Origin of the sequence: Thalassospira profundimaris, assembly GCF_003326795.1 — a bacterium.
Lineage (GTDB): Bacteria > Pseudomonadota > Alphaproteobacteria > Rhodospirillales > Thalassospiraceae > Thalassospira > Thalassospira profundimaris_C.
In genome coordinates, this window is the sequence record NZ_JPWI01000014.1 from 39,482 (window position 1) to 59,194 (window position 19,713).

The 19,713-nt window shown below is 53.6% G+C and carries 14 protein-coding genes; 5 read left to right on the top strand and 9 right to left on the bottom strand.

Going from position 1 to position 19,713, the window contains the following annotated elements; genetic code table 11:
• The first annotated feature begins 43 nt into the window (after window positions 1–43).
• Entirely contained in the window at window positions 44–2,887 is a 2,844-nt protein-coding gene (locus TH30_RS18235) for a glycine betaine ABC transporter substrate-binding protein (protein WP_114099539.1), read from the top strand.
• A gap of 54 nt (window positions 2,888–2,941) precedes the next feature.
• Here TH30_RS18235 and TH30_RS18240 read toward each other — a convergent pair whose 3' ends face one another.
• Window positions 2,942–3,649 (bottom strand): TIGR00266 family protein, encoded by a 708-nt coding sequence (locus tag TH30_RS18240; protein ID WP_114099540.1) that lies wholly within the window; start codon window positions 3,647–3,649, stop codon window positions 2,942–2,944.
• 228 nt (window positions 3,650–3,877) lie between these two features.
• Between TH30_RS18240 and TH30_RS18245 the strand changes: the two genes are divergently transcribed.
• From TH30_RS18245 to TH30_RS22585, 4 genes are all read left to right on the top strand, one after another.
• Window positions 3,878–5,272 (top strand): branched-chain amino acid ABC transporter permease, encoded by a 1,395-nt coding sequence (locus TH30_RS18245; protein WP_181850399.1) that lies wholly within the window; start codon window positions 3,878–3,880, stop codon window positions 5,270–5,272.
• Between the two features lie 78 nt (window positions 5,273–5,350).
• Window positions 5,351–6,346: a sensor domain-containing diguanylate cyclase gene (locus tag TH30_RS18250; RefSeq protein WP_258548787.1), complete on the top strand. Its 996-nt coding sequence runs from the start codon at window positions 5,351–5,353 to the stop codon at window positions 6,344–6,346.
• A 144-nt stretch (window positions 6,347–6,490) separates the two neighbouring features.
• Window positions 6,491–6,967 (top strand): GNAT family N-acetyltransferase, encoded by a 477-nt coding sequence (locus tag TH30_RS18255; RefSeq protein WP_114099542.1) that lies wholly within the window; start codon window positions 6,491–6,493, stop codon window positions 6,965–6,967.
• Window positions 6,968–7,130: 163 nt separating this feature from the next.
• Entirely contained in the window at window positions 7,131–7,499 is a 369-nt protein-coding gene (locus TH30_RS22585) for a DUF4870 family protein (protein ID WP_114099629.1), read from the top strand.
• Between the two features lie 65 nt (window positions 7,500–7,564).
• On the opposite strand, the gene TH30_RS18265 is transcribed toward TH30_RS22585, so the two are convergent.
• From TH30_RS18265 to TH30_RS18300, 8 genes are all read right to left on the bottom strand, one after another.
• Entirely contained in the window at window positions 7,565–7,918 is a 354-nt protein-coding gene (locus tag TH30_RS18265; protein ID WP_114099543.1) for a VOC family protein, read from the bottom strand.
• A 14-nt stretch (window positions 7,919–7,932) separates the two neighbouring features.
• Window positions 7,933–9,606 (bottom strand): FMN-binding glutamate synthase family protein, encoded by a 1,674-nt coding sequence (locus TH30_RS18270; protein ID WP_114099544.1) that lies wholly within the window; start codon window positions 9,604–9,606, stop codon window positions 7,933–7,935.
• A 333-nt stretch (window positions 9,607–9,939) separates the two neighbouring features.
• Window positions 9,940–13,581 carry a hydantoinase B/oxoprolinase family protein gene (locus tag TH30_RS18275; RefSeq protein ID WP_114099545.1) on the bottom strand — a complete coding sequence of 1,214 codons (3,642 nt, stop codon included), beginning with the start codon at window positions 13,579–13,581 and terminating at the stop codon, window positions 9,940–9,942.
• A gap of 68 nt (window positions 13,582–13,649) precedes the next feature.
• Window positions 13,650–14,951 carry a TRAP transporter large permease gene (locus tag TH30_RS18280; protein ID WP_114099546.1) on the bottom strand — a complete coding sequence of 434 codons (1,302 nt, stop codon included), beginning with the start codon at window positions 14,949–14,951 and terminating at the stop codon, window positions 13,650–13,652.
• A gap of 9 nt (window positions 14,952–14,960) precedes the next feature.
• Window positions 14,961–15,413 (bottom strand): TRAP transporter small permease, encoded by a 453-nt coding sequence (locus TH30_RS18285; RefSeq protein WP_258548788.1) that lies wholly within the window; start codon window positions 15,411–15,413, stop codon window positions 14,961–14,963.
• Window positions 15,414–15,606: 193 nt separating this feature from the next.
• Window positions 15,607–16,581, bottom strand: coding sequence for a TRAP transporter substrate-binding protein (locus TH30_RS18290; RefSeq protein WP_114099548.1), 975 nt, complete (start codon window positions 16,579–16,581; stop codon window positions 15,607–15,609).
• A 344-nt stretch (window positions 16,582–16,925) separates the two neighbouring features.
• Window positions 16,926–17,435 (bottom strand): winged helix DNA-binding protein, encoded by a 510-nt coding sequence (locus TH30_RS18295; protein ID WP_114099549.1) that lies wholly within the window; start codon window positions 17,433–17,435, stop codon window positions 16,926–16,928.
• Between the two features lie 137 nt (window positions 17,436–17,572).
• Window positions 17,573–19,534, bottom strand: coding sequence for a methyl-accepting chemotaxis protein (locus tag TH30_RS18300; RefSeq protein ID WP_258548789.1), 1,962 nt, complete (start codon window positions 19,532–19,534; stop codon window positions 17,573–17,575).
• Window positions 19,535–19,713 lie beyond the last annotated feature (179 nt).

Here is a 19,713-nt window from a genome sequence, read left to right on the forward strand (position 1 = left end):
ATGAATTCAGCGATCTAGCATCCGATACCCTCAGGAGAACGCCATGGTTCGGCAATTTGCCACGTGGACATACAAACAGCCACTTGTTCTCATGGTCCTGTCGGTCGGCCTGTGGATGCTGTACCCCCCGGTCGTCAACCATCTTGTTGACCAGATCGGAATGTTTCAGGTCGCCGCAATGGCGCACAGCTTTGCTGCTGTTTCGACCCTGATATTTGCGTTCATTGTCTTTCGCCGTCAAATAGCACATCTGGGCAGGGTTTTACTTTCCCGTGCCCGTTTCCGTCTGCTTGCCCTGCCCACGCTGACTTCCGGACTGATGATTTGTCTTAATCATCTTCTGTTGTACGGGGCTTTGAAGTCGTCGTCTGATTTTGACGTGGTTGCCATTCTGGTTTTTGAAACCTGGCCAATCCTGTTTCTGTATATCGATACGGCCTACCGAAACAAGACCGGCAAGATCACGGTAAATGACTATATTTTCTCGGGCGCGGCGTTCGCTGGGTTTGTCCTTCTGACCGCACCGAATATGGACTTTGCCGACTGGATCCTGCTTGAAGGCGAAATGTTCAAGACCATTGGCCTTGCCTTCCTTGGCGGCATCGCAATGGCGACCAACTGCCTGTTTCGCATGAAATGTATGGATGGCTGGAAACAGGTTTCTGACGAAGAAAATCTTGCCCTAAGTAACTTCAAAAAGGGTCTGTTGACTGAGACCTTTGCCAGAAGCCTTGCTGCACCACTGTTCCTTGTTGCCCTGTTTGTCAGTGAACCGCAGCTTGTCGATGTCGATCTGTTCAATATGTTCCAGATTGCCTGTGTTGGCATCTTCATTCTTGCCATTGGCAGCCTGCTTTATGACCTGTCGGTGTTTCAGGCGGAAAATGCATCGGTCGGCATTCTTTGGTACCTGATGCCGATCGGGTCGGTCATTATTCTGGCGCTTGTTGATAGCCGCCTGCTGACCCAGTACGAGGCAGTCGCCTCTGTGCTGATTGTTTCATCGAATATTTTCCTGGCTCTTAAATATCCGCTGAAGTCGTCGCTGCTGTTCCTGTTTATTGCTATCTGCCTGATCGGGATCTGGCTTCTGGTCGTTCCTGTGGCAACCATCGACAATTACTACGACCTGCTTGCTGTATCGACTGTCTTCTTTGTTCTGCTTGCAACCTTTGCGCTTGAACGATCGACATCCCTTAACCGCGAACGCGAGGACCTTTTGGGGGATTTCCGCCAGAAGCTGATGGCGATTTGCGAACAAAGCGAACACAAAGTGGCTCGACTGAGCCATTTCAGCCTGCTGCGCGAATACAGCCTGATCCATCTTCATACATTCTTGCGCGCCTTTGACGATGTTCGGGTATTGGGGAAAACGCAGGAACATACAGAAACACTAAAGTCTTCCATTCTTCCGGCCTATTCCAAATCCGATGAAAACCGTGAACAGGTACTTGAGCTGTTTCGGATCGGCGACAAGATGCTCACCCTTGAAAGTGACCGGATCACACCGGGCGAATATGTGATCCTGATTTTGCTGGGCGCGACCAACGTTCTGTTTTCGCTGATCTTCCGGCCCGAAACATTATCGGCATCGCTGTTTGCAATGATCGTCGCGACATCAATGATCTATCTTTTGCTGATCATCCATGACCGTGACAAATACACGCAAATCCGGCGGGATCATGCCCTGCAATGCAGGAGCATCCTGCAATATATCGACAAACTCGCAGGTGAACCCGCCGACAGGGCCGACAAAGCTCCCGATACCAAGCCAGATATTTCGCAACAGATTATCAACACACTGAAATCAAAATCCTTCGACATTGATACCGGCCCGGCAATTTATTGGGTCTTTGCGGTGTTTTCATTTCTGGTTGGCGGATTTGGCTACGGGTTCCTCTATCAATCCTTTGAAAAGAACCCGATGCCCGAAACGTCACCGCTTGCCATTCTGGGTACACAGGGACGCAGCGAAATTGATATCGCCCTGCTTGACTGGCCCTCGGCTGAGATCAAGGCCCATATCCTGGCCAATATCATCGAAGAATATATTCACCGGTCTGCAAACCTGATCAGCAGCGCAAATGATCAGGCTTTCCGCGAAATGAGTGACTCTGATGGTCGCATCGACATCCATCCGGAAATCTGGGTTCAGAACAATCCGAGGCTGATCCGTCGATATGTCCGGGCATTTGGCACCGTCAAACTCAGCACCAACCGGGTCGCAGGGAAACAGGGGTTGTGCTATGCGGGATTTGATAATGCTGCGGCAGGGCCTCTAACCATCAAGGACCTGAAAAATCCCGCTATATCTGGACAGTTTGACATGTCCGGTGATGGCAAAGGCGATATCTGGGTCGGAGATGAAGGATGGGCATCATCGGAAATTGAACGTGAACGGCTTGGCGCATATGGCCTGAACGAACTCTATGATTTCAGGGAATTTGATTACCAGATCCTGAGCACACTGGTGCAACGCAATGCTCTGACCAAACGACCATCCCTGTTCTTCTGCTATTACCCCGACACGATTTTCACCCGTGCCGACGTTACCTTCATCAGGTCCGACAGTCATGATCCCGAAATATGGCAACAGATCATGAATGGTGATCAGACGTCATTGAACCGGGCAGGCACAAGCTGGCCTGACACAGACATTCGTCTTGCCTATCGTCAGGCGCTGGCAAACGATCTTCCCGAGCTTTCCAACCTGCTTGAGAATTTTGTTATCCCGAATGATGAACTTGTTGAATTGTTGTCCCGTCTTCGCGATGGCGCAACCGCCAGCGCCCTTGCCCGTCAGTGGGTTGATGCGAATGGCGACCTCATTCTTGAATGGTTGACAGGTTTCAACCTCAGAACCCCGGACAACCAGCAGGCCGGATAATGCAATTGCAGGCGGGGACGCCTTCGCGCCCCTGCCTGCAATAATCGCGTCGCTTTATCCCTTGTTACGATCCTGTGGCAAAGCCGCAGCGATACGATCTGCAAGCCGCGAGAATGGCAGGCTTTGCAGCCATACTGTCCCCGGCCCTTCAAGGGTTGTGACAAAAAGCCCCTCACCACCAAACAGTGCGTTGGTAAAGCCGCCCACAAACTTGATCGAATAATCGATGGACGGTGTCATGGCGACCAGTGCGCCGGTATCAACACGCAATGTCTGACCGGGTTGCAAATCCTTGCGAATGATCGTGCCCCCCGCATGCATGAAGGCCATGCCATCCCCGCGCAAACGCTGCAGAATAAAACCCTCGCCACCAAACAGACCCGCGCCAAGTTTCTTGGAAAAGGCGATATCAATATCAATTCCGGCTGCGGCACACAGAAACGCATCTTTCTGACAGATGATTTCCCCACCATGTTCGACAAGATCAAGTGGCACGACCTTGCCCGGATAGGGGGCGGCAAAGGCGACATGTCCCTTGCCGGATCCTTCATGAACAAAGCTTGTGATAAAGAACCCTTCGCCGGTCAGCATGCGCTTGAAACCGGAAAACAGGCCACCGCCCGTTCCGGTCTGCATGGCAATGCCATCGCCCATATACATCATGGCCCCTGCTTCGGCCCGGACACCCTCGCCCGGATCAAGTTCGATCTCAACCAACTGCATTTCTTCGCCATGGATCGTATAGTCGATCACGTCTGCCATGCGGGCGTCTCCTGTTTCGAGTTTGATCTGGTTAATTGCGGCAAGTCTGAAACCAGTTGCCCCTGATCGCAAGAAAAAGGGGCAATAATCCGGCAAGGAATGTGATCACCTTCTTGTAAAAAGCTTAAAATCAAGCAGGATATGACATCACCAACTCCGCCGGGGGATTGCGTGCGTCACCTGCTGAGGATTTTACATCATTGGCGTTTGGTCTTGCTGATGCCGTTAATGGCCATCGGCCTCATGGCCTGTCAGCCCGAAAATCCCTGGAATTTCAATATCTGTCGAATTGCCCTGCCAGGGATCGAAGATGACGCGTCGAAAATCCGCCTTTTGACCCGGTTTGACGAGATTGAAGACCCGACGCACATTACCCTGCGCTATCAGATCCTTCCTGATCCTTCCCCATCCTTCATTCCCAAGACCCGCTCATCGGTTCCTCCGGCATCCTTACCGATACATCGTTTGACCTGTCAGTTTGCGGCAGCCGAAATGCCTAACAGTCCCGGCATCCTGATCGGGATTGAGACCAGTCGATATGGCACGATCTCGCCAACCCATCTGTCGATCCTCAACCGCTTCTGGCTTGATCGGGTTGGAAGTTACGCGCTGGAACGATATGAGAATGCCGACCGGCACGGATTGATGGCCAGTGTTCCCGACATCGGATCACGACTGGCCTATGGTATTCAGTTGGCGATCAACGGACTGTCGCGCGGGGCAATTTACGGATTGCTTGCCCTGTCATTTACCCTGATTTACGGGCTGATCGGGCGCATCAATCTGGCCTTTGGCGAGATCGTCATGACTGCGGCCCTTTCGACCGTCATTACGGGATTGTTACTGTCATCAAGGATCGGCTGGAACATTGTCCTGATCGTGACCGCTGCGACCCTGATTGCAATGTTTGTCGGAACCGGGCTTAGTCATCTGACATGGCGAAATGTGTTCGGCCCGCTGGGACGCAAGGCCGCAGGAGGCCGGGCGATCATTGTCGCATCACTCGGATGCGTTTTATTCATTCAGGAATTTGTCCGGATCATCATTTCGGCGCGGAATTTCAATCTGCCGCCACTTTGGCAATATTCATTTCCGGTCCTGCGCAGTGACCACTTTGTCGTGCGCGTTCTCGGATTTGATGTTCTGTCGATTGGCATGGCAGTCTTGATCGGCATTGGTCTGATCTGGTTGATGGCCAGAACCCGGTTTGGTCGGCAATGGCGGGCAATCAGTCAGGACCGGATTGCCGCGAGCCTGTGCGGCGTGTCCCTGCAACGCATTGAAAGTCAATCATTTGTACTGGCAGGATTCTTGTGTGGTATTACTGGTGCGATAATGGCGTTGCGTTATGGCGTGATTAACTTTCATTCCGGTACACTTTTCGGATTCAAGGCACTGGTTGCGGCCATTCTGGGCGGGATCGGGCAGATGCGCGGGGCTTGGCTTGGTGGTTTTGTCATTGGCCTGACCGAGGCATTCTGGTCTGGATATTTTGGCGGGGCCTATCGCGACGTTGCCGTTTTCGGATTGCTTGCTGCCATTCTTGTTCTCCGGCCCGGCGGGCTTTTGGGGGTAAATGATGGAAAAGACAGCTTGTTCTCGCCGCGCATTAGACAAATATGAAAATAACAAACCCGAACGAAAGCCACAAAGCGGGCTTGGATAACAGGGCTGTATAAGACAAAGGCGGTCAGAATGGTCATGCTCAAAACAGTCGACTGGCTCACACAGGACGAGGCGATGCAGGCATCCCTCGACAAGTGGCAGCGCGTTGTCGATCTGATGACCCGATTGCTGGGTGCAACGGCCGGTTATGTGATCGAGTATAATGAAAATCTTGGCTATCTATCCGCGCTTACCAGCCAGAATCCCGAAAATCCCAATCCCAAGGTTTCGCTTATTCCCCAGCCAGCAAACTCGAACCTTTATTGCCGACGGGTCGTCATGACCAAGGCCGCCTTTTACGAACCGGATTCAACGAACAAACCTGAATGGGCCGATAACCCCGACCGTGTCGATGATGGATATATATCCTATTTGGGGATGCCGCTTTTATGGCCGAATGGATCGGTCTTTGGCACCCTTTGCGTTTTTGACACCAATCCGACCGGCTATGATCAGACCCAGCAGGAATTGATGGAGGTCTTTCGCGATCTGATCGAAGCGGACCTGCGCCTGTATGAACAGTTCGAAATCATGCGCAACCTGTCGATGAGCGATCCCTTGACCGGCCTGAATAACCGCGCCGGGTTCGAATTGCTTGCCCACCAGAAAATCAGGATCGCCAAACGATATCACCACAATATCGGGATCATCTTCATTGATCTCGACAATATGAAACACTGGAATGACGATTACGGGCATGCTGCCGGGGACGCCGCCTTGCGTGCTGTTGGTGATGCCATCACCGAAAGCATCCGCGAGGTGGATATTTGCGGCCGGATTGGCGGGGATGAATTTGCAGTTCTGGGCTATGTGCGCAATCGCGGGGATCTCACAACAATCATTGCGCGCGTGCGCAACGCCCTTAGCCAGGTCAAACTGACTGTACCAACATCAAAATCCCCGATCCGCGAAACCCCGCAAATCAGTTCGGGCGCATCTGTCTTCTTTGAACCGCTTAACCAAAGTCTTGAGGACATGATGGCGGTTGCTGATCTGGAAATGTATCGCGACAAGCGTAACCGTCAGCGATAGCAGCCCTTCGCATATTTCGTATGGTAATTTGAAAAATTGTCACACCATCTTTCATCCATTAACGACATGGTATGAATTTTGGCCCAGACTGCGTGCCGGGGTCCTGGAACCCGCAAAATAGAATAACGCATACGAGCATAAAAAATGCAGATCCGCAAAGGCACTGCCGACGACCTTCCGTTCATCCGCGACCTTACCAAACGCGCAACTGACTCAACATATTTCATCGACGGCATGGGCGATTCTGCGGCCAGTCTGGTCGCGCACTATGTCGAAAAATCGACCGGTGTCTTTGAGCTTGCCCTTGGCAGTGCCAATCACACGGTCTATGTCGCCACCAAGGACGACACCCTTCTGGGCTATGTAATTGCCATCCATGATGTTCCTGAAATCGACTGGATCATGGTCGATCCGGCATCCCATGGCAGTGGTGCAGGCAAGGCATTGATGATCGCAGCCCTTGATGCGCTGGCCGAAAAAGGTGCACGCACCAATGTACGCCTGACAGTCGTTGCCCATAATGAACGCGCCAAGGCCTTTTACCGCAAATTCGGCTTCCTTGTGACTGGCCCGGTGCCCGATCGCGATATCCCGACTGTGGAAATGCAGCGCGCTGCCTGACGCAGCAGAAACTGCGCTAACCCGCTTTGTCGAAACCGTATAAAAATCCGCTTTTGCAAAGTCTTATCTTGCAAAAGTGGACAGTTCCCTGCCAAATATATTTGCACGCATTACGGGATTATCTTGCGCAAGCACCAAACAAAAATATATGCGGGACCATACAATGACCGACACAAACTCTGTAAGCATTGAAACCACCGGAGACGAAGGTTTCACCGGAAACATTCGTCTGATCTATATCCTTTATCTTGTCGGGATTGTGCTCCCGCTGGTGGGGCTGGTTGGCTTGATCTTTGCCTATGTGAAAAAAGGCGATGCACCGGAATGGGCGAAAACCCATTACCGTTTCCTGATCCGGACCTTCTGGATTTACATACTTTACATCGTGGTTGGCTCAATCACCTCGATGATCATCATCGGCTGGTTCATTCTGCTGGCAGCCTTGGTCTGGTTCATCATTCGCATGGTGAAGGGTCTGAACGGTCTGCGCACCGGTGTTCCCCATCCGAACCCGACCGGCTGGATGATCTGATTGCGTACCGCCTTGCATTATTGAGGTCTGAGACCAAAAGCCCGGCGATATCTGCCGGGCTTTTGTCATTTATGTTCCAGAATATTGACCAGCTTCCCGAATGGGTCCCGGACATAGAACCGCCGCACACCCCACGGCTCGTCCGCCGGGCCATATTCGATCCTGATCCCGGCATCGGTCATTTTACCCAGCATTTCATCAAGGTTATCGACCTCGATTGACATTTCGGGGACCGGAGTGCCTGAGCCGCCTTCGGTGGCGAAGTTGACTTGCGTCGTCATGGTCTGACCGGCAACCGCAAAGGTTCTGATCCAGCCATGATCCATCACGGTATCAAGGCCAAGGATATCCTCGTAAAAACTTACCGCCTTGGCGATGTCGTCAACCGCGAAATTTGCAACAATGCGTTTAACAGCCATGGGAATTTCCAATCCTATTGGGCAGCTTTGCTGACTTCTTCGGCATGTCGCTTATAGGGCCCAAACGGGATTTCCTTGGGCGCAAAGGTTTCCGCAGATGCCCTGCCCCAACGCGAATGCCATTCCGCCAGTTCCGGAGTCTCGGTCTCGGCAACAAGGAAACCTTCGGGCAGGTATGGATAGGCTTCGTTGCCATCAAGAAACTCATTGTCCTTTTGGCGGACCATGAAGTGATAGGGCATGAAGTTGCGCGGATCGGTCAGGCCAGCCGCACCGGTGATTTCGGCCAGCGCATGCATGGTGTTTTTGTGGAACCGTGCGACGCGTTCGCTTTTATCCTCGGGCACCAGGGCGCGTTGGCGGATTTTATCCTGTGTCGCGATGCCCACCGGACAGCAGTTGGTGTGACAGCTTTGCGCCTGAATACAGCCCAGTGCAAACATGAAGCCGCGCGCGGCATTACACCAGTCCGCCCCAAGGGCAAGGGTACGCGCAATATCAAAGGCCGAAACGATTTTACCCGCGGCACCGATTTTGATCTGATCGCGAAGCCCCGCCCCACGAAGGGCATTATGAACAAAGGTAAGCCCTTCCTGCATCGGCATGCCGACACGGTTGGCGAATTCAACCGGAGCTGCACCGGTGCCGCCTTCCTTGCCGTCAACCACAATGAAATCAGGCGTGATACCGGTTTTGAGCATCGCCTTGACGATGGACATGAATTCACGGCGATGCCCGATACAGAGTTTGAACCCAACCGGCTTGCCGCCGGAAAGATCGCGCAGCTTGCCGATGAATTCCATCAAGCCAATCGGGGTTGAGAATGTGCTGTGTGCCGAGGGCGAAACACAGTCCCGGCCCATCGGAATGCCACGGGCCTCGGCAATTTCGGCTGTGATCTTGGCCGCGGGCAACATGCCGCCATGACCGGGCTTTGCCCCTTGGCTGAGTTTAAGCTCGATCATTTTGACCTGCGGGTCAGAGGCAGTCTTGGCAAATTTTTCCTCGGAAAATGTGCCGTCATCATTGCGCGCCCCGAAATAGCCCGATGCCACCTGATAGATCAGATCACCACCGCCTTCGCGGTGATAGCGTGAAATGCTGCCTTCGCCGGTATCATGGGCAAAGCCACCCTTTTTCGCCCCCTTGTTGAGCGCAAGGATCGCGTTGCCCGACAGCGCACCAAAACTCATGGCCGAGATGTTATAAAGGCTGCAATCATAGGGCTGTTTGCAATGCGGGCCGCCAACACGCACCCGGAAATCGGTATCGGTGATGTGGGTCGGGGCGACAGAATGTGTAATCCAGGAATAGCCGGATTTATAGACATCCTCGATGGTACCAAACGGACGTTTGTCTTCGACGCCCTTGGCACGCTGATAGACAAGGCCACGGGCCTGACGGCTGAACGGGATTTCGTCCTGATCGCTTTCCAGAAGATACTGGCGGATTTCCGGGCGGAAGCTTTCAAGGATAAAGCGGATATGTGCGCTTATGGGATAGTTGCGCAGGATGGAATGCCTGGTCTGGTGCAGGTCATGAATACCGACCAGAAACAGCAAACCAAATATGACCGCTGGCACCCAGAACCAGCCATCAACCGCCCCGGCAAAAATCACGGAAATCACTGTCAAAAGCGCAACGCCGATAATGACAAAATAGCGCTGGTTCAAAATGAAGAATTTCACGGTGCTCTCATCCTGTCTGTTCAGGTCGGCCTGATTGATCCCGGATCACCGCCTTTGCGGGAAGGCTTTGGCAACCCGATCCTTGATTGAAGCATTGCTTGTGATCATCCCTGATTTGAGCGCGCTCCTCAATGACAATGTCGTTGATTATCAAAGAAGTCCCCATAATCCATCCATGTAGGGACGATCCTTGCAACATCAAGAAAAATGCCGCCCAGAAGGTAAACTCCGGGCGGCAAAGTTTCTAGCAGGGAGGTATTGGACCAGAAACACCGAAGACTTGGGGGAAACGGTGTTTCTGGTCTGGTCGGATGATGGGGTTGGCAATGGCCCTTAGGCCTTACCGTAACCGCCACCGCCCGGGGTTTCGATGATGAAGACATCACCCGGATGCATTTGGGCACCATCGGTTCCTTTAAGCTCGATCACCGTACCATCGACACGTTCGATGGCGTTGCGGCCAAGCTTGCCCGGTTCACCACCCGCAACCGCCTGATTAGGCACGCGACGGTGGTTGGACAGGATCGATGCGGTCATATCTTCGAGGAAGCGGACACGACGGGTCGTGCCATCGCCGCCCTTGAACTTGCCGTTACCACCCGAACCCTTGCGGATTTCAAAGCTTTCGAGCATTACCGGGAAGCGCCATTCAAGGACTTCCGGGTCGGTCAGGCGCGAGTTGGTCATATGGGTATGAACACCGCTGGTCCCGTCAAAGTCAGGACCGGCACCCGAACCACCGCAGATGGTTTCATAATACTGATGCGTATCATTGCCCCAGGTGAAGTTGTTCATGGTCCCTTGCGCACCCGACATGACGCCAAGGGCGGCATAAAGGGTGTCGGTGACATGCTGTGATGTTTCAACGTTACCGGCAACAACGGCGGCCGGATAACGCGGGTTGAGCATGGAACCTTCGGGCACGATCAGATTAACCGGCTTCAGGCACCCGGCATTAAGCGGAATGTCATCGTCCACAAGCGTTCTGAAGACATAAAGAACCGCTGCACGGGTCACAGCCGATGGTGCGTTGAAGTTGTTATCAAGCTGATCGGACGTGCCGGTGAAATCAACTGTCGCCGAACGGGTTTCCTTGTGGATGGTGACCTTGGCCTTTACGACCGCACCATTGTCCATCTCGTAAGAAAACTCGCCATCTTTGAGCACGTCAATCACACGACGAACGCTTTCTTCGGCATTGTCCTGAACATGGCCCATATAGGCATGAACAACATCAAGGCCAAAGTGATCGACCATCTTGCGCAGTTCCTGCACGCCTTTTTCGTTAGCCGCAATCTGTGCGCGCAGATCGGCGATGTTCTGATACGGGTTGCGGGCCGGGTATTTCGCCCCTTCAAGAAGGGCCGTCAGGCCATCTTCGTCAAATTTGCCCTGATCAACCAGTTTGAAGTTATCGATCAGAACGCCTTCTTCTTCGAGAATACGGGAATTCGGGGCCATCGAACCCGGGGTAATCCCGCCGACATCGGCATGGTGACCACGCGATGCGACATAGAACAGGATGTCCTTGCCATCATCACCAAAGACCGGGGTGATCAGGGTGATGTCGGGAAGATGCGTACCACCATTATACGGGTCATTGAGCATATAGACATCGCCCGGCTTCATAACACCGACATTGTTGCGCATGACGGCCTGAACCGACTCACCCATCGATCCCAGATGGACCGGCATATGCGGTGCGTTGGCGATCAGCTGACCTTCCTGATCAAACAGCGCGCATGAGAAGTCCAGACGTTCCTTGATGTTTACCGAATACGAGGTGTTGGCAAGGGTTACACCCATCTGCTCGGCAATGTTCATGAACAGGTTGTTGAAGACTTCAAGCATCACCGGATCAGCCTGCGTGCCGATGGCTTCGGAACGTTTCATGGCGACAACACGGTTCAGGACCAGATGGTCACGACCATTGACCTTGGCTTCCCAGCCCGGATCAATCACGGTGGTGCCGACCGGTTCGACGATGACCGCCGGGCCACGCACAACCGCACCCGGTTTCAGGTCTTCGCGCTTGTAAAACGGGGTGTCCTCGATCTTGCCATCAAAGACGACCGGACGCGTTGCCAATGCGCTGATCGCAACATTGTCACCTGTGACTTCGGCTTCGGTATCGGGAAGGCTTTGGGTTTCACCAATGGCTTCGACCGCAACCGCTTCGACGACCAGCGGCTTTTCATCCATGACAAAGCCATAGCGCTGCTTGTGCTGTTCTTCGAACTGCGCCTTGATGGCATCAACATCACCGAAATCAACGATCAGCGGCGTATCGGTGCCGTCATAACGCAGATGCAGCTTTTTGAGCATGGTGATCTTGGTATCCGGGATGCCCTGTTCGTGCAATTCGGCACGGGCATCAACGGCAAGATTGTCAAGCTGCTCATCCAGACCGGCAAGCGCGTCAGACGCCAGTTTCGCCTCGACCGCCTGTTCGCGCATCGCACGAATATCGGCAAGGCCCATGCCATAAGCCGACAGAACACCGGCGAACGGATGGACAAACACCTTGGTCATGCCAAGGGTATCCGCCACCTGACAGGCATGCTGACCACCGGCACCGCCGAAGCATTGCAGGATATAGTCGGTCACGTCATAGCCGCGCTGAACCGAGATCTGCTTGATCGCGTTTGCCATGTTTTCAACTGCAATACGCAGGAAACCCTCGGCGACTTCTTCGGGCGTGCGGGCCTGACCGGTGCTTTCCTTGATCTTGGCAGCCATGGCTTCGAAACCAACACGAACCGCATCGGCATCAAGCGGCTCATTGCCTTCGGGGCCAAAGACATTCGGGAAGAAGTCCGGCTGAACCTTGCCCAGCATGACGTTGATATCGGTAACCGCAAGCGGACCGCCACGACGATAGGCCGCAGGACCCGGATTTGCACCGGCACTGTCCGGACCCACACGGAAACGCGCGCCATCGAAATGCAGGATCGAACCGCCACCGGCCGCAACCGTATGGATTTTCATCATCGGTGCGCGCATACGAACGCCGGCAACCTGGGTTTCGAAATCACGTTCATATTCGCCGTCATAATGCGAAACGTCGGTCGACGTGCCGCCCATGTCAAAACCGATGACCTGTTTGAAGCCATCCATTTCTGCGGTACGGACCATGCCGACAACACCGCCAGCCGGACCGGACAGGATCGCATCCTTGCCCTGGAACTTGGCCGCATCGGTCAGGCCACCATTGGACTGCATGAACATCAGCTTCACACCACCAAGTTCGGCGGCAACCTGATCAACATAGCGACGCAGGATCGGCGACAGGTACGCATCAACAACCGTGGTATCACCGCGCGAAACCAGCTTCATCAGCGGGCTGACTTCGTGACTGACGGAAACCTGGGTAAAGCCGACTTCACGGGCAATTTCGGCCGCCGCATTTTCATGGGCGGTATAGCGATAGCCATGCATGAAGACGATGGCACAGGCACGAATGCCGCTATCGAACGCCGCCTGAAGATCTTTACGCAAATTGTCCCGATCAAGCGGGGTCAGCTCAGCCCCCTGGGCGTCGAAACGACCATCGGCCTCAATCACGGTTTCATACAGAGTTTCTGGCAACTTGATATTGCGATCAAACAGACGCGGGCGGTTCTGATAAGCCAGACGCAGCGCATCGCGGAAACCCTTGGTGGTAACCAGAACCGTGCGATCGCCCTTACGTTCAAGAAGCGCGTTGGTCGCAACGGTGGTGCCCATTTTGACAGCTTCGATTTTCTCGGCCGGGATTTTCTCGCCTGCCGGAACTTCAAGAAGTTCACGAATGCCCTGAATGGCTGCATCGCGATAGCGTTCCGGGTTTTCCGACAGCAGCTTGTGGGTGACAAGCGAACCATCGGGCTTGCGGGCCACGATATCGGTAAAGGTACCGCCGCGATCAATCCAGAACTGCCATTTCGGCTGACCCGATGTCTGCGAGGCGGGGGAATTTTGGTCGTGAGAAGCCATGATGCTTACTCCTTGGGCATCTGTAGTCATAAAAATCTGTACGAACGATCAGCTATTTCAAAAGCCGGTTAGCCATTCATTTGCCGGGGCAGCCATGTTGCGATTTCCGGGAAGACCGTAATCAGCAAGACAGCAAGCAACAGCAGGAAGAAGAACGGCAAGGCAGCCAGTGCAATGGCAAACAGGTTCTTGCCTGTCAGGCCTTGCAAAACGAAAAGGTTGAAACCGACGGGCGGGGTGATCTGCGACATTTCGACCACCAGCACCACATAGATACCAAACCACAACAAGTCGATCCCGGCAGCCTGAACCATCGGCAGGATGACCGAGGTGGTCAGAACCACCACCGAAATCCCGTCAAGGAAACAACCCAGAACAATGAAGAACACGGTCAATGCTGCCAGAAGCGCATAGGGCGACAGATCCATCTGCGCGATCCATGCGGCCAGTTCGCGCGGGATACCGGTAAAGCCCATGGCAACAGTCAGTACCGCTGCCCCTGCGAGGATAAAGCAGATCATGCACGATGTGCGGGTCGCCCCCATGATGCCTTCGATCAGGCTTTCGCGGGTCAAAGAGCCACTTAATCGTGACAGGATCAGCGCACCAACCACGCCAAAGGCCGCAGCCTCGGTCGGGGTGGCGATCCCCCCATAGATCGATCCGATAACGGCCGAGATCAGCAAGATCACCGGGATCAGACGGCCCGAAGCGCGGACTTTTTCGCCAAACGGAATGCTGGGTGCGGCTGGCGGCATCTTGTCCTTGTTTACGGTGGCCCAGATGCCAACGAAGCTCATGAACAGGATGATCAGCATGACACCGGGCAAAACGCCGGCAATGAACAGACGGGCAATCGACAGTTCGGCCGATACGCCATAAACAATCAGAATGATCGACGGCGGGATCAGAAGACCCAGAGTACCCGACCCGGCCAGCGTGCCAAGGATCAGTTTGTCGGCATAGCCCTGCTTGCGCAGTTCGGGGATCGACATGCGTCCGATGGTCGCCGCCGTTGCCGCAGACGAACCCGATACAGCAGCAAAGATGCCACAGCCCAGAATATTCACATGCAACAGACGACCCGGCAGCTTGTTCAGCCAGGGCGCAAGACCGGTGAACATGTCTTCGGACAGGCGCGACCGGAAAAGGATTTCACCCATCCAGATAAACAGCGGCAGTGGCGCCAGCGACCAGGTCGCAAGGCTTGCCCATGCGGTCGTTGCGATGATCGGACCAGTCTGTGCACTGGTAAAGAAATCAAGGGCGAATACGCCAATCGCAAACAATGACAGAGCAACCCACAAACCTGCACCAAGGAACAGGAACAGAAGCCCCATCAGGACAAGGCCAATTTCAAGTACTTCCATGACCGTCCCCTATTCGTTCAGTTCGTTGGCTTCGCCGAGGGCGAAGGCAGGTTTGCGACCAACAACGGTATCGACCAGTGCTTCGATCATACCGACGGTAAAGACGATCAGGCCAAAGGCCATTGCCGCTTGCGGGATCCAGAGCGGGAAGGCGAGAACGCCTGGCGACGTATCACCGTAGGAAAAGCTCTCTTCGGCAAGAACCGTCATCCACCATGCGAAGTAACCGCCAAGGAAGGTTGCAGCCAGAAGCGTGATGCTTTCGATCACCCGGCGCAGACCACCGCGCAGATGGGACAAAACAATCATCACCCGAATATGGGTGCCGGCCCGAAGTGCGGGACCAAGCGCCAGGAACGTTCCCGCCGCAAGGCAAAAACCTGCGAGTTCGTTGGCGTCATGAACCGCAATTCCGATCAGACGGCCAAGTGATTGCGCCAGAATAAGAAGTGCGATTGCCACCAGGAAAAATGCAGCCAACCCGGCACTGAACTTAAATAAATAGTCTAGTAATCTGCGCACAGCAGTCCCCTTTCCGCCCGCGAAGTCGCGATGGTGGTTGAGCGATCCATACGGACAGTAACATTAAAATGTGGGGCTTGTCCGGGACCGGACAGGGGACGACACCTGCCCGATCCCGAGGAACGAAAGAACCTTAGTTCTTGAAAGCGTCGATGATGGCTTTGCCTTCATCGCCGGTTTTTTCGAGCCAATCGGCAACCATGGTTTCACCAACTTTGGCCAGACCAGCTTTGAGCTCTGCGCTTGGCGCAGCAACGTTCATACCGTTATCAGCAAGGATTTTCTTCTTTGCTTCGGATTCAGCCATGCTCATTTCCAGACCACGTGCTTCGGCTTTGACCGCGGCATCCATGACAGCTTTCTGGGCTTCTGCCGAAAGACGATCAAACGACTTTGCGTTCACGATAACCATGTTTTTCGGAAGCCATGCCTGAACGTCATAGAAGTTCGAAACAAAGTCCCAGGCCTTGGAGTTCGCACCGGTCGACGGCGAAGTCATCATGGCTTCGACAATACCGGTTGCAAAGGCGGTCGGGATTTCCGGAACTTCAACCTGGGTCGCAACCATGCCGGTCAGATCGGCAAGCTGCGAAGTGGTCGAGTTGTAGGCACGGAATTTGATGCCCTTAAGGTCTTCAACCGTGCTTACCGGATTTGCGGTGTAAAGCCCCTGTGACGGCCACGGAACAGCATAAAGAACTTTCAGACCGTCTTTCGCAAGGGCTGCTTCGATGCCTGCGCGTGAGACTTCCCAAAGTTTCTTGGAGTCCTCATAGGAGGTCGCAAGGAACGGGATAGCATCAACGGTATAAATCGGGTTTTCGTTGGCCAGCAGCGAAATCAGTGTTTCGCCAATCGGAACCAGACCGCGCTGAACCGAACGTTTGATATCAGCATGCTTGAACAGAGAACCACCGGAATGAACGGTGATGGTCAGTTCACCACCGGACGCATCATTCACGTCCTTGGCAAATTCGATAATGTTCTGGGTGTGGAAGGTCGCATCCGGATACGGCGTCGCCATATCCCATTTTTCAGCAGCAGCCGCCAGACCGGCGGACATGGTGATGGCTGCGACTGCAACCGTCGAAAGCGCTTTTTTCAGCATTGATCAAGTCTCCCTGTGTGTTGAGGCGGAGGAGTCAGAGTAACAAAGACTCCAAAATATTCACCCGACATCTTGATCACATTTTACTGACAAATTGTCAATGTAATTTCATAACTACCATGCGAAATATGCAACTCACGCAGTTCGCTGCCTTATCAAAACCACCTTAATCACTTGAAATAAATGAGCATTTGAAAGCGGCACAGCATCGCGTGCCATTCGGAATACCCCACGAAAACAGAACGGGCAGCAGTTCAAAGGAACCACTGCCCGTTCGATTCATGAAGCTTTCCGCCTTTGCACCGACAAAAACCCGGTCTGCTCGGAGAACGCCAACTTGCTTGTTACATCGCACTCGCGGCACGCGATGCCTGGTCATAGACCCCGGAAATGGCGCGCAGGGTCTTGGCAACATCGCCGACTTCCTGACTATTCACACCAAGGCGCTGGAAGGTTTCAACAAGGCAGGCTTCGCGGACCTCGCGGTATTTCTCGCACATGGCACGCCCGTCAGCGGTCGTTCCATAGTGGACTTCCTTACCACGCTTGATGCCTTCGACCAGACCAAGCTTGCGCAGTTTCTTGAGTGAGTAGTTCACCAGGTGGCTGTCTTCAACATTGAGAACAAAGCAAACTTCAGAAAGGCTTTTTTCACGTTCGCGCGAATTGACGTTATGGAGCACCAGAATATCAAGAACCGAAACGTCCGGCATCCCGGCAGCACGCATGCACCGTACCATCCATCGGTTGAATGCGTTCCCTGACAGGATCAGGGCAAATTCAAGTTCCGATAATTCTGCAGCCCGTTCCGAAACGAGATGCGACGATGAAACAATACGTGGTTTATCTGCCATGCGACATTCCCTGCTTTGATAGCTGTTCTGATTTTGCGGTTCATCTTCTATAAAACGCCACAAGTTTGTCGGGATTTTATCGCGATAAAAGCAGTCGGGTAAAGACCCGACTGCCGTTTGTTATCGGCATTTCGTCGTTAAAGTGAGCGCATCCGCTCCAGAAAGCCGTCAATTTGCTGTCGAAGATCACCGCTTTGCCGACCAAGATTATCTGCCGAACCATGGACCTCGGTTGCGGCATTATTGGTTTCACCGACCGCTGCGGACACTCCCTGCATCGCAGACGAGATTTCTTCTGTCCCGGCGGCCGCCTGTTCAACATTTTGCGAGATTTCGCTGGTCGCGACAGTTTGTTGTTCAACAGCAGCGGCGACAGCTGCTGCGCGTTCGCTGATATCAGCGATCATGGTCACGATTTCATCAATCGCACTGACAGCAATGCCGGTTGCCTGCTGAATTTCACTGATCTGTGCCGTGATGTCTTCGGTTGCCTTTGCCGTCTGGTTCGCAAGGTTCTTGACCTCGCTTGCCACCACGGCAAAGCCCTTGCCTGCGTCCCCTGCGCGCGCGGCCTCAATGGTGGCATTCAGAGCCAGCAGGTTCGTCTGGGCAGCAATATCACTGATCAGACCAATAACCTCGCCAATCTTGATGGCAGAGTCATTCAGCCCCTGAATATTGTCATTGGTTGAGCGTGCCCGTTCGGTGGCGGATTGCGCCATGGTCGAGGTTTCACTGACCTGTCCTGATATTTCGTTGATCGAAGCGGCAAGCTCAGTTGCCGCCGTTGCGACCAGTTGCACATTCGACGATGCTTCTTCTGCACCGGATGAAACCGCCATTGACTGGTCAGCGGCGGTTTCAGCACTGTTGCGCAACACGTTTGAGACCTGATGAAGCTGTTTGACCGCTACCGCCACATCAGCCATCACCGCGACAACGGCATTGTCGAATTCCTGGATATATTGTTCCTGGGTTTCCATTCGTTTGCGTCGACGTTCATCCTGGGCCTTCTGTGCTGCCTCCAGCTTGACGCGCTCTATACCGTTTTCACGGAAAACAAGCACGGCACGCCCCATCTCGCCGATCTCGTCAGCGCGATTGACTTCATCAAGGTCCACATCAAAATCATTCTCGGCAAGGCGCGTCATCTTGCCCGTCAAACCGCTGATTGCACGCACAATCGCGCGCGACAACAGAACTGAAAGCCCAAGAAGTACAATCACACCGATCACATACATGGTGACCGTTACAGTCAGGCTTGTTGCTGCAATTTGTTCAGCCTTCGCCTTTTGGTTATTGGCAAGTTCGGCAATCGAGGCGCTGAGGGCATCAAGCAGCGGTTCTGCCTCGGCATAATAATCTGATAGCAGGCCAAGCTCGGAATTGCGTTGAAGGATCTTCTCGGCCAGCGATTTGAAATCACTGACATAGGAATTCATCAGTTTGCTGATATTGGCCTGTTCGGTGGACGGAATATCCGATGCGGCCAAGGCGGGACCGAATTCTGCCAGTCGCTGACCAATGCTATCGATGTATTTCGCGTCCATTCGGGCCAGAAAATCTTTTTCATGCCGACGCATCATCAGCATGATCACCGTCAGCTTGTCAGCCTTATATTTGCCGAGTTCGGTTTCAACAGCATGGACCGAACCACGCAAACGGCCCAGAAGCCCGTCTTCCTCGTTCAAGCCAATTTCGCGTTGCAGGGTGACAATCTTGCCAAACTCATCGGCATAATTTGCAAAGGCAGCCGTAATCCGGGAGATCTCGGCATCAAATGCTGCAAGCTCCTCGTCGATTTCAAGTTCATGCAAACCCGCCGTCACCCGCTCAACGACTTCGTCATGTTGTCTGGCATATTTCTCATCAAGCCTGAGAAGAAAGTCCTTTTCCCGTCGCCTTGCATGCAGAAAGTCACGTGACACAGCATCCGCGATCAGACGATCGTCCAATGCCTCCTGTGCAGCCATTTGCGCAGCACCACGTTGTTGATCTGCCACCATCTGAACGGCGGCGACCACGACAAAGATCATAAGACCAACCGCGCCAATCAGCGAGATTTGATAAAGCAGTTTCATGCGAGACAGAAAATTCACGGCAACCCCCAAGCCAATGCCCGACCTGTATTCCAAACCCTGGGTTCACAGGACACGCGCAATACAATGCAAGACAGCGAGACGGAAATATTCCCCGCACCCCATTCAGTTTTGGACAAACTGACCGGTTCATCAGACGGGGAAACAGTACGATTATTTAACAAGCCTCCGGAACCGAC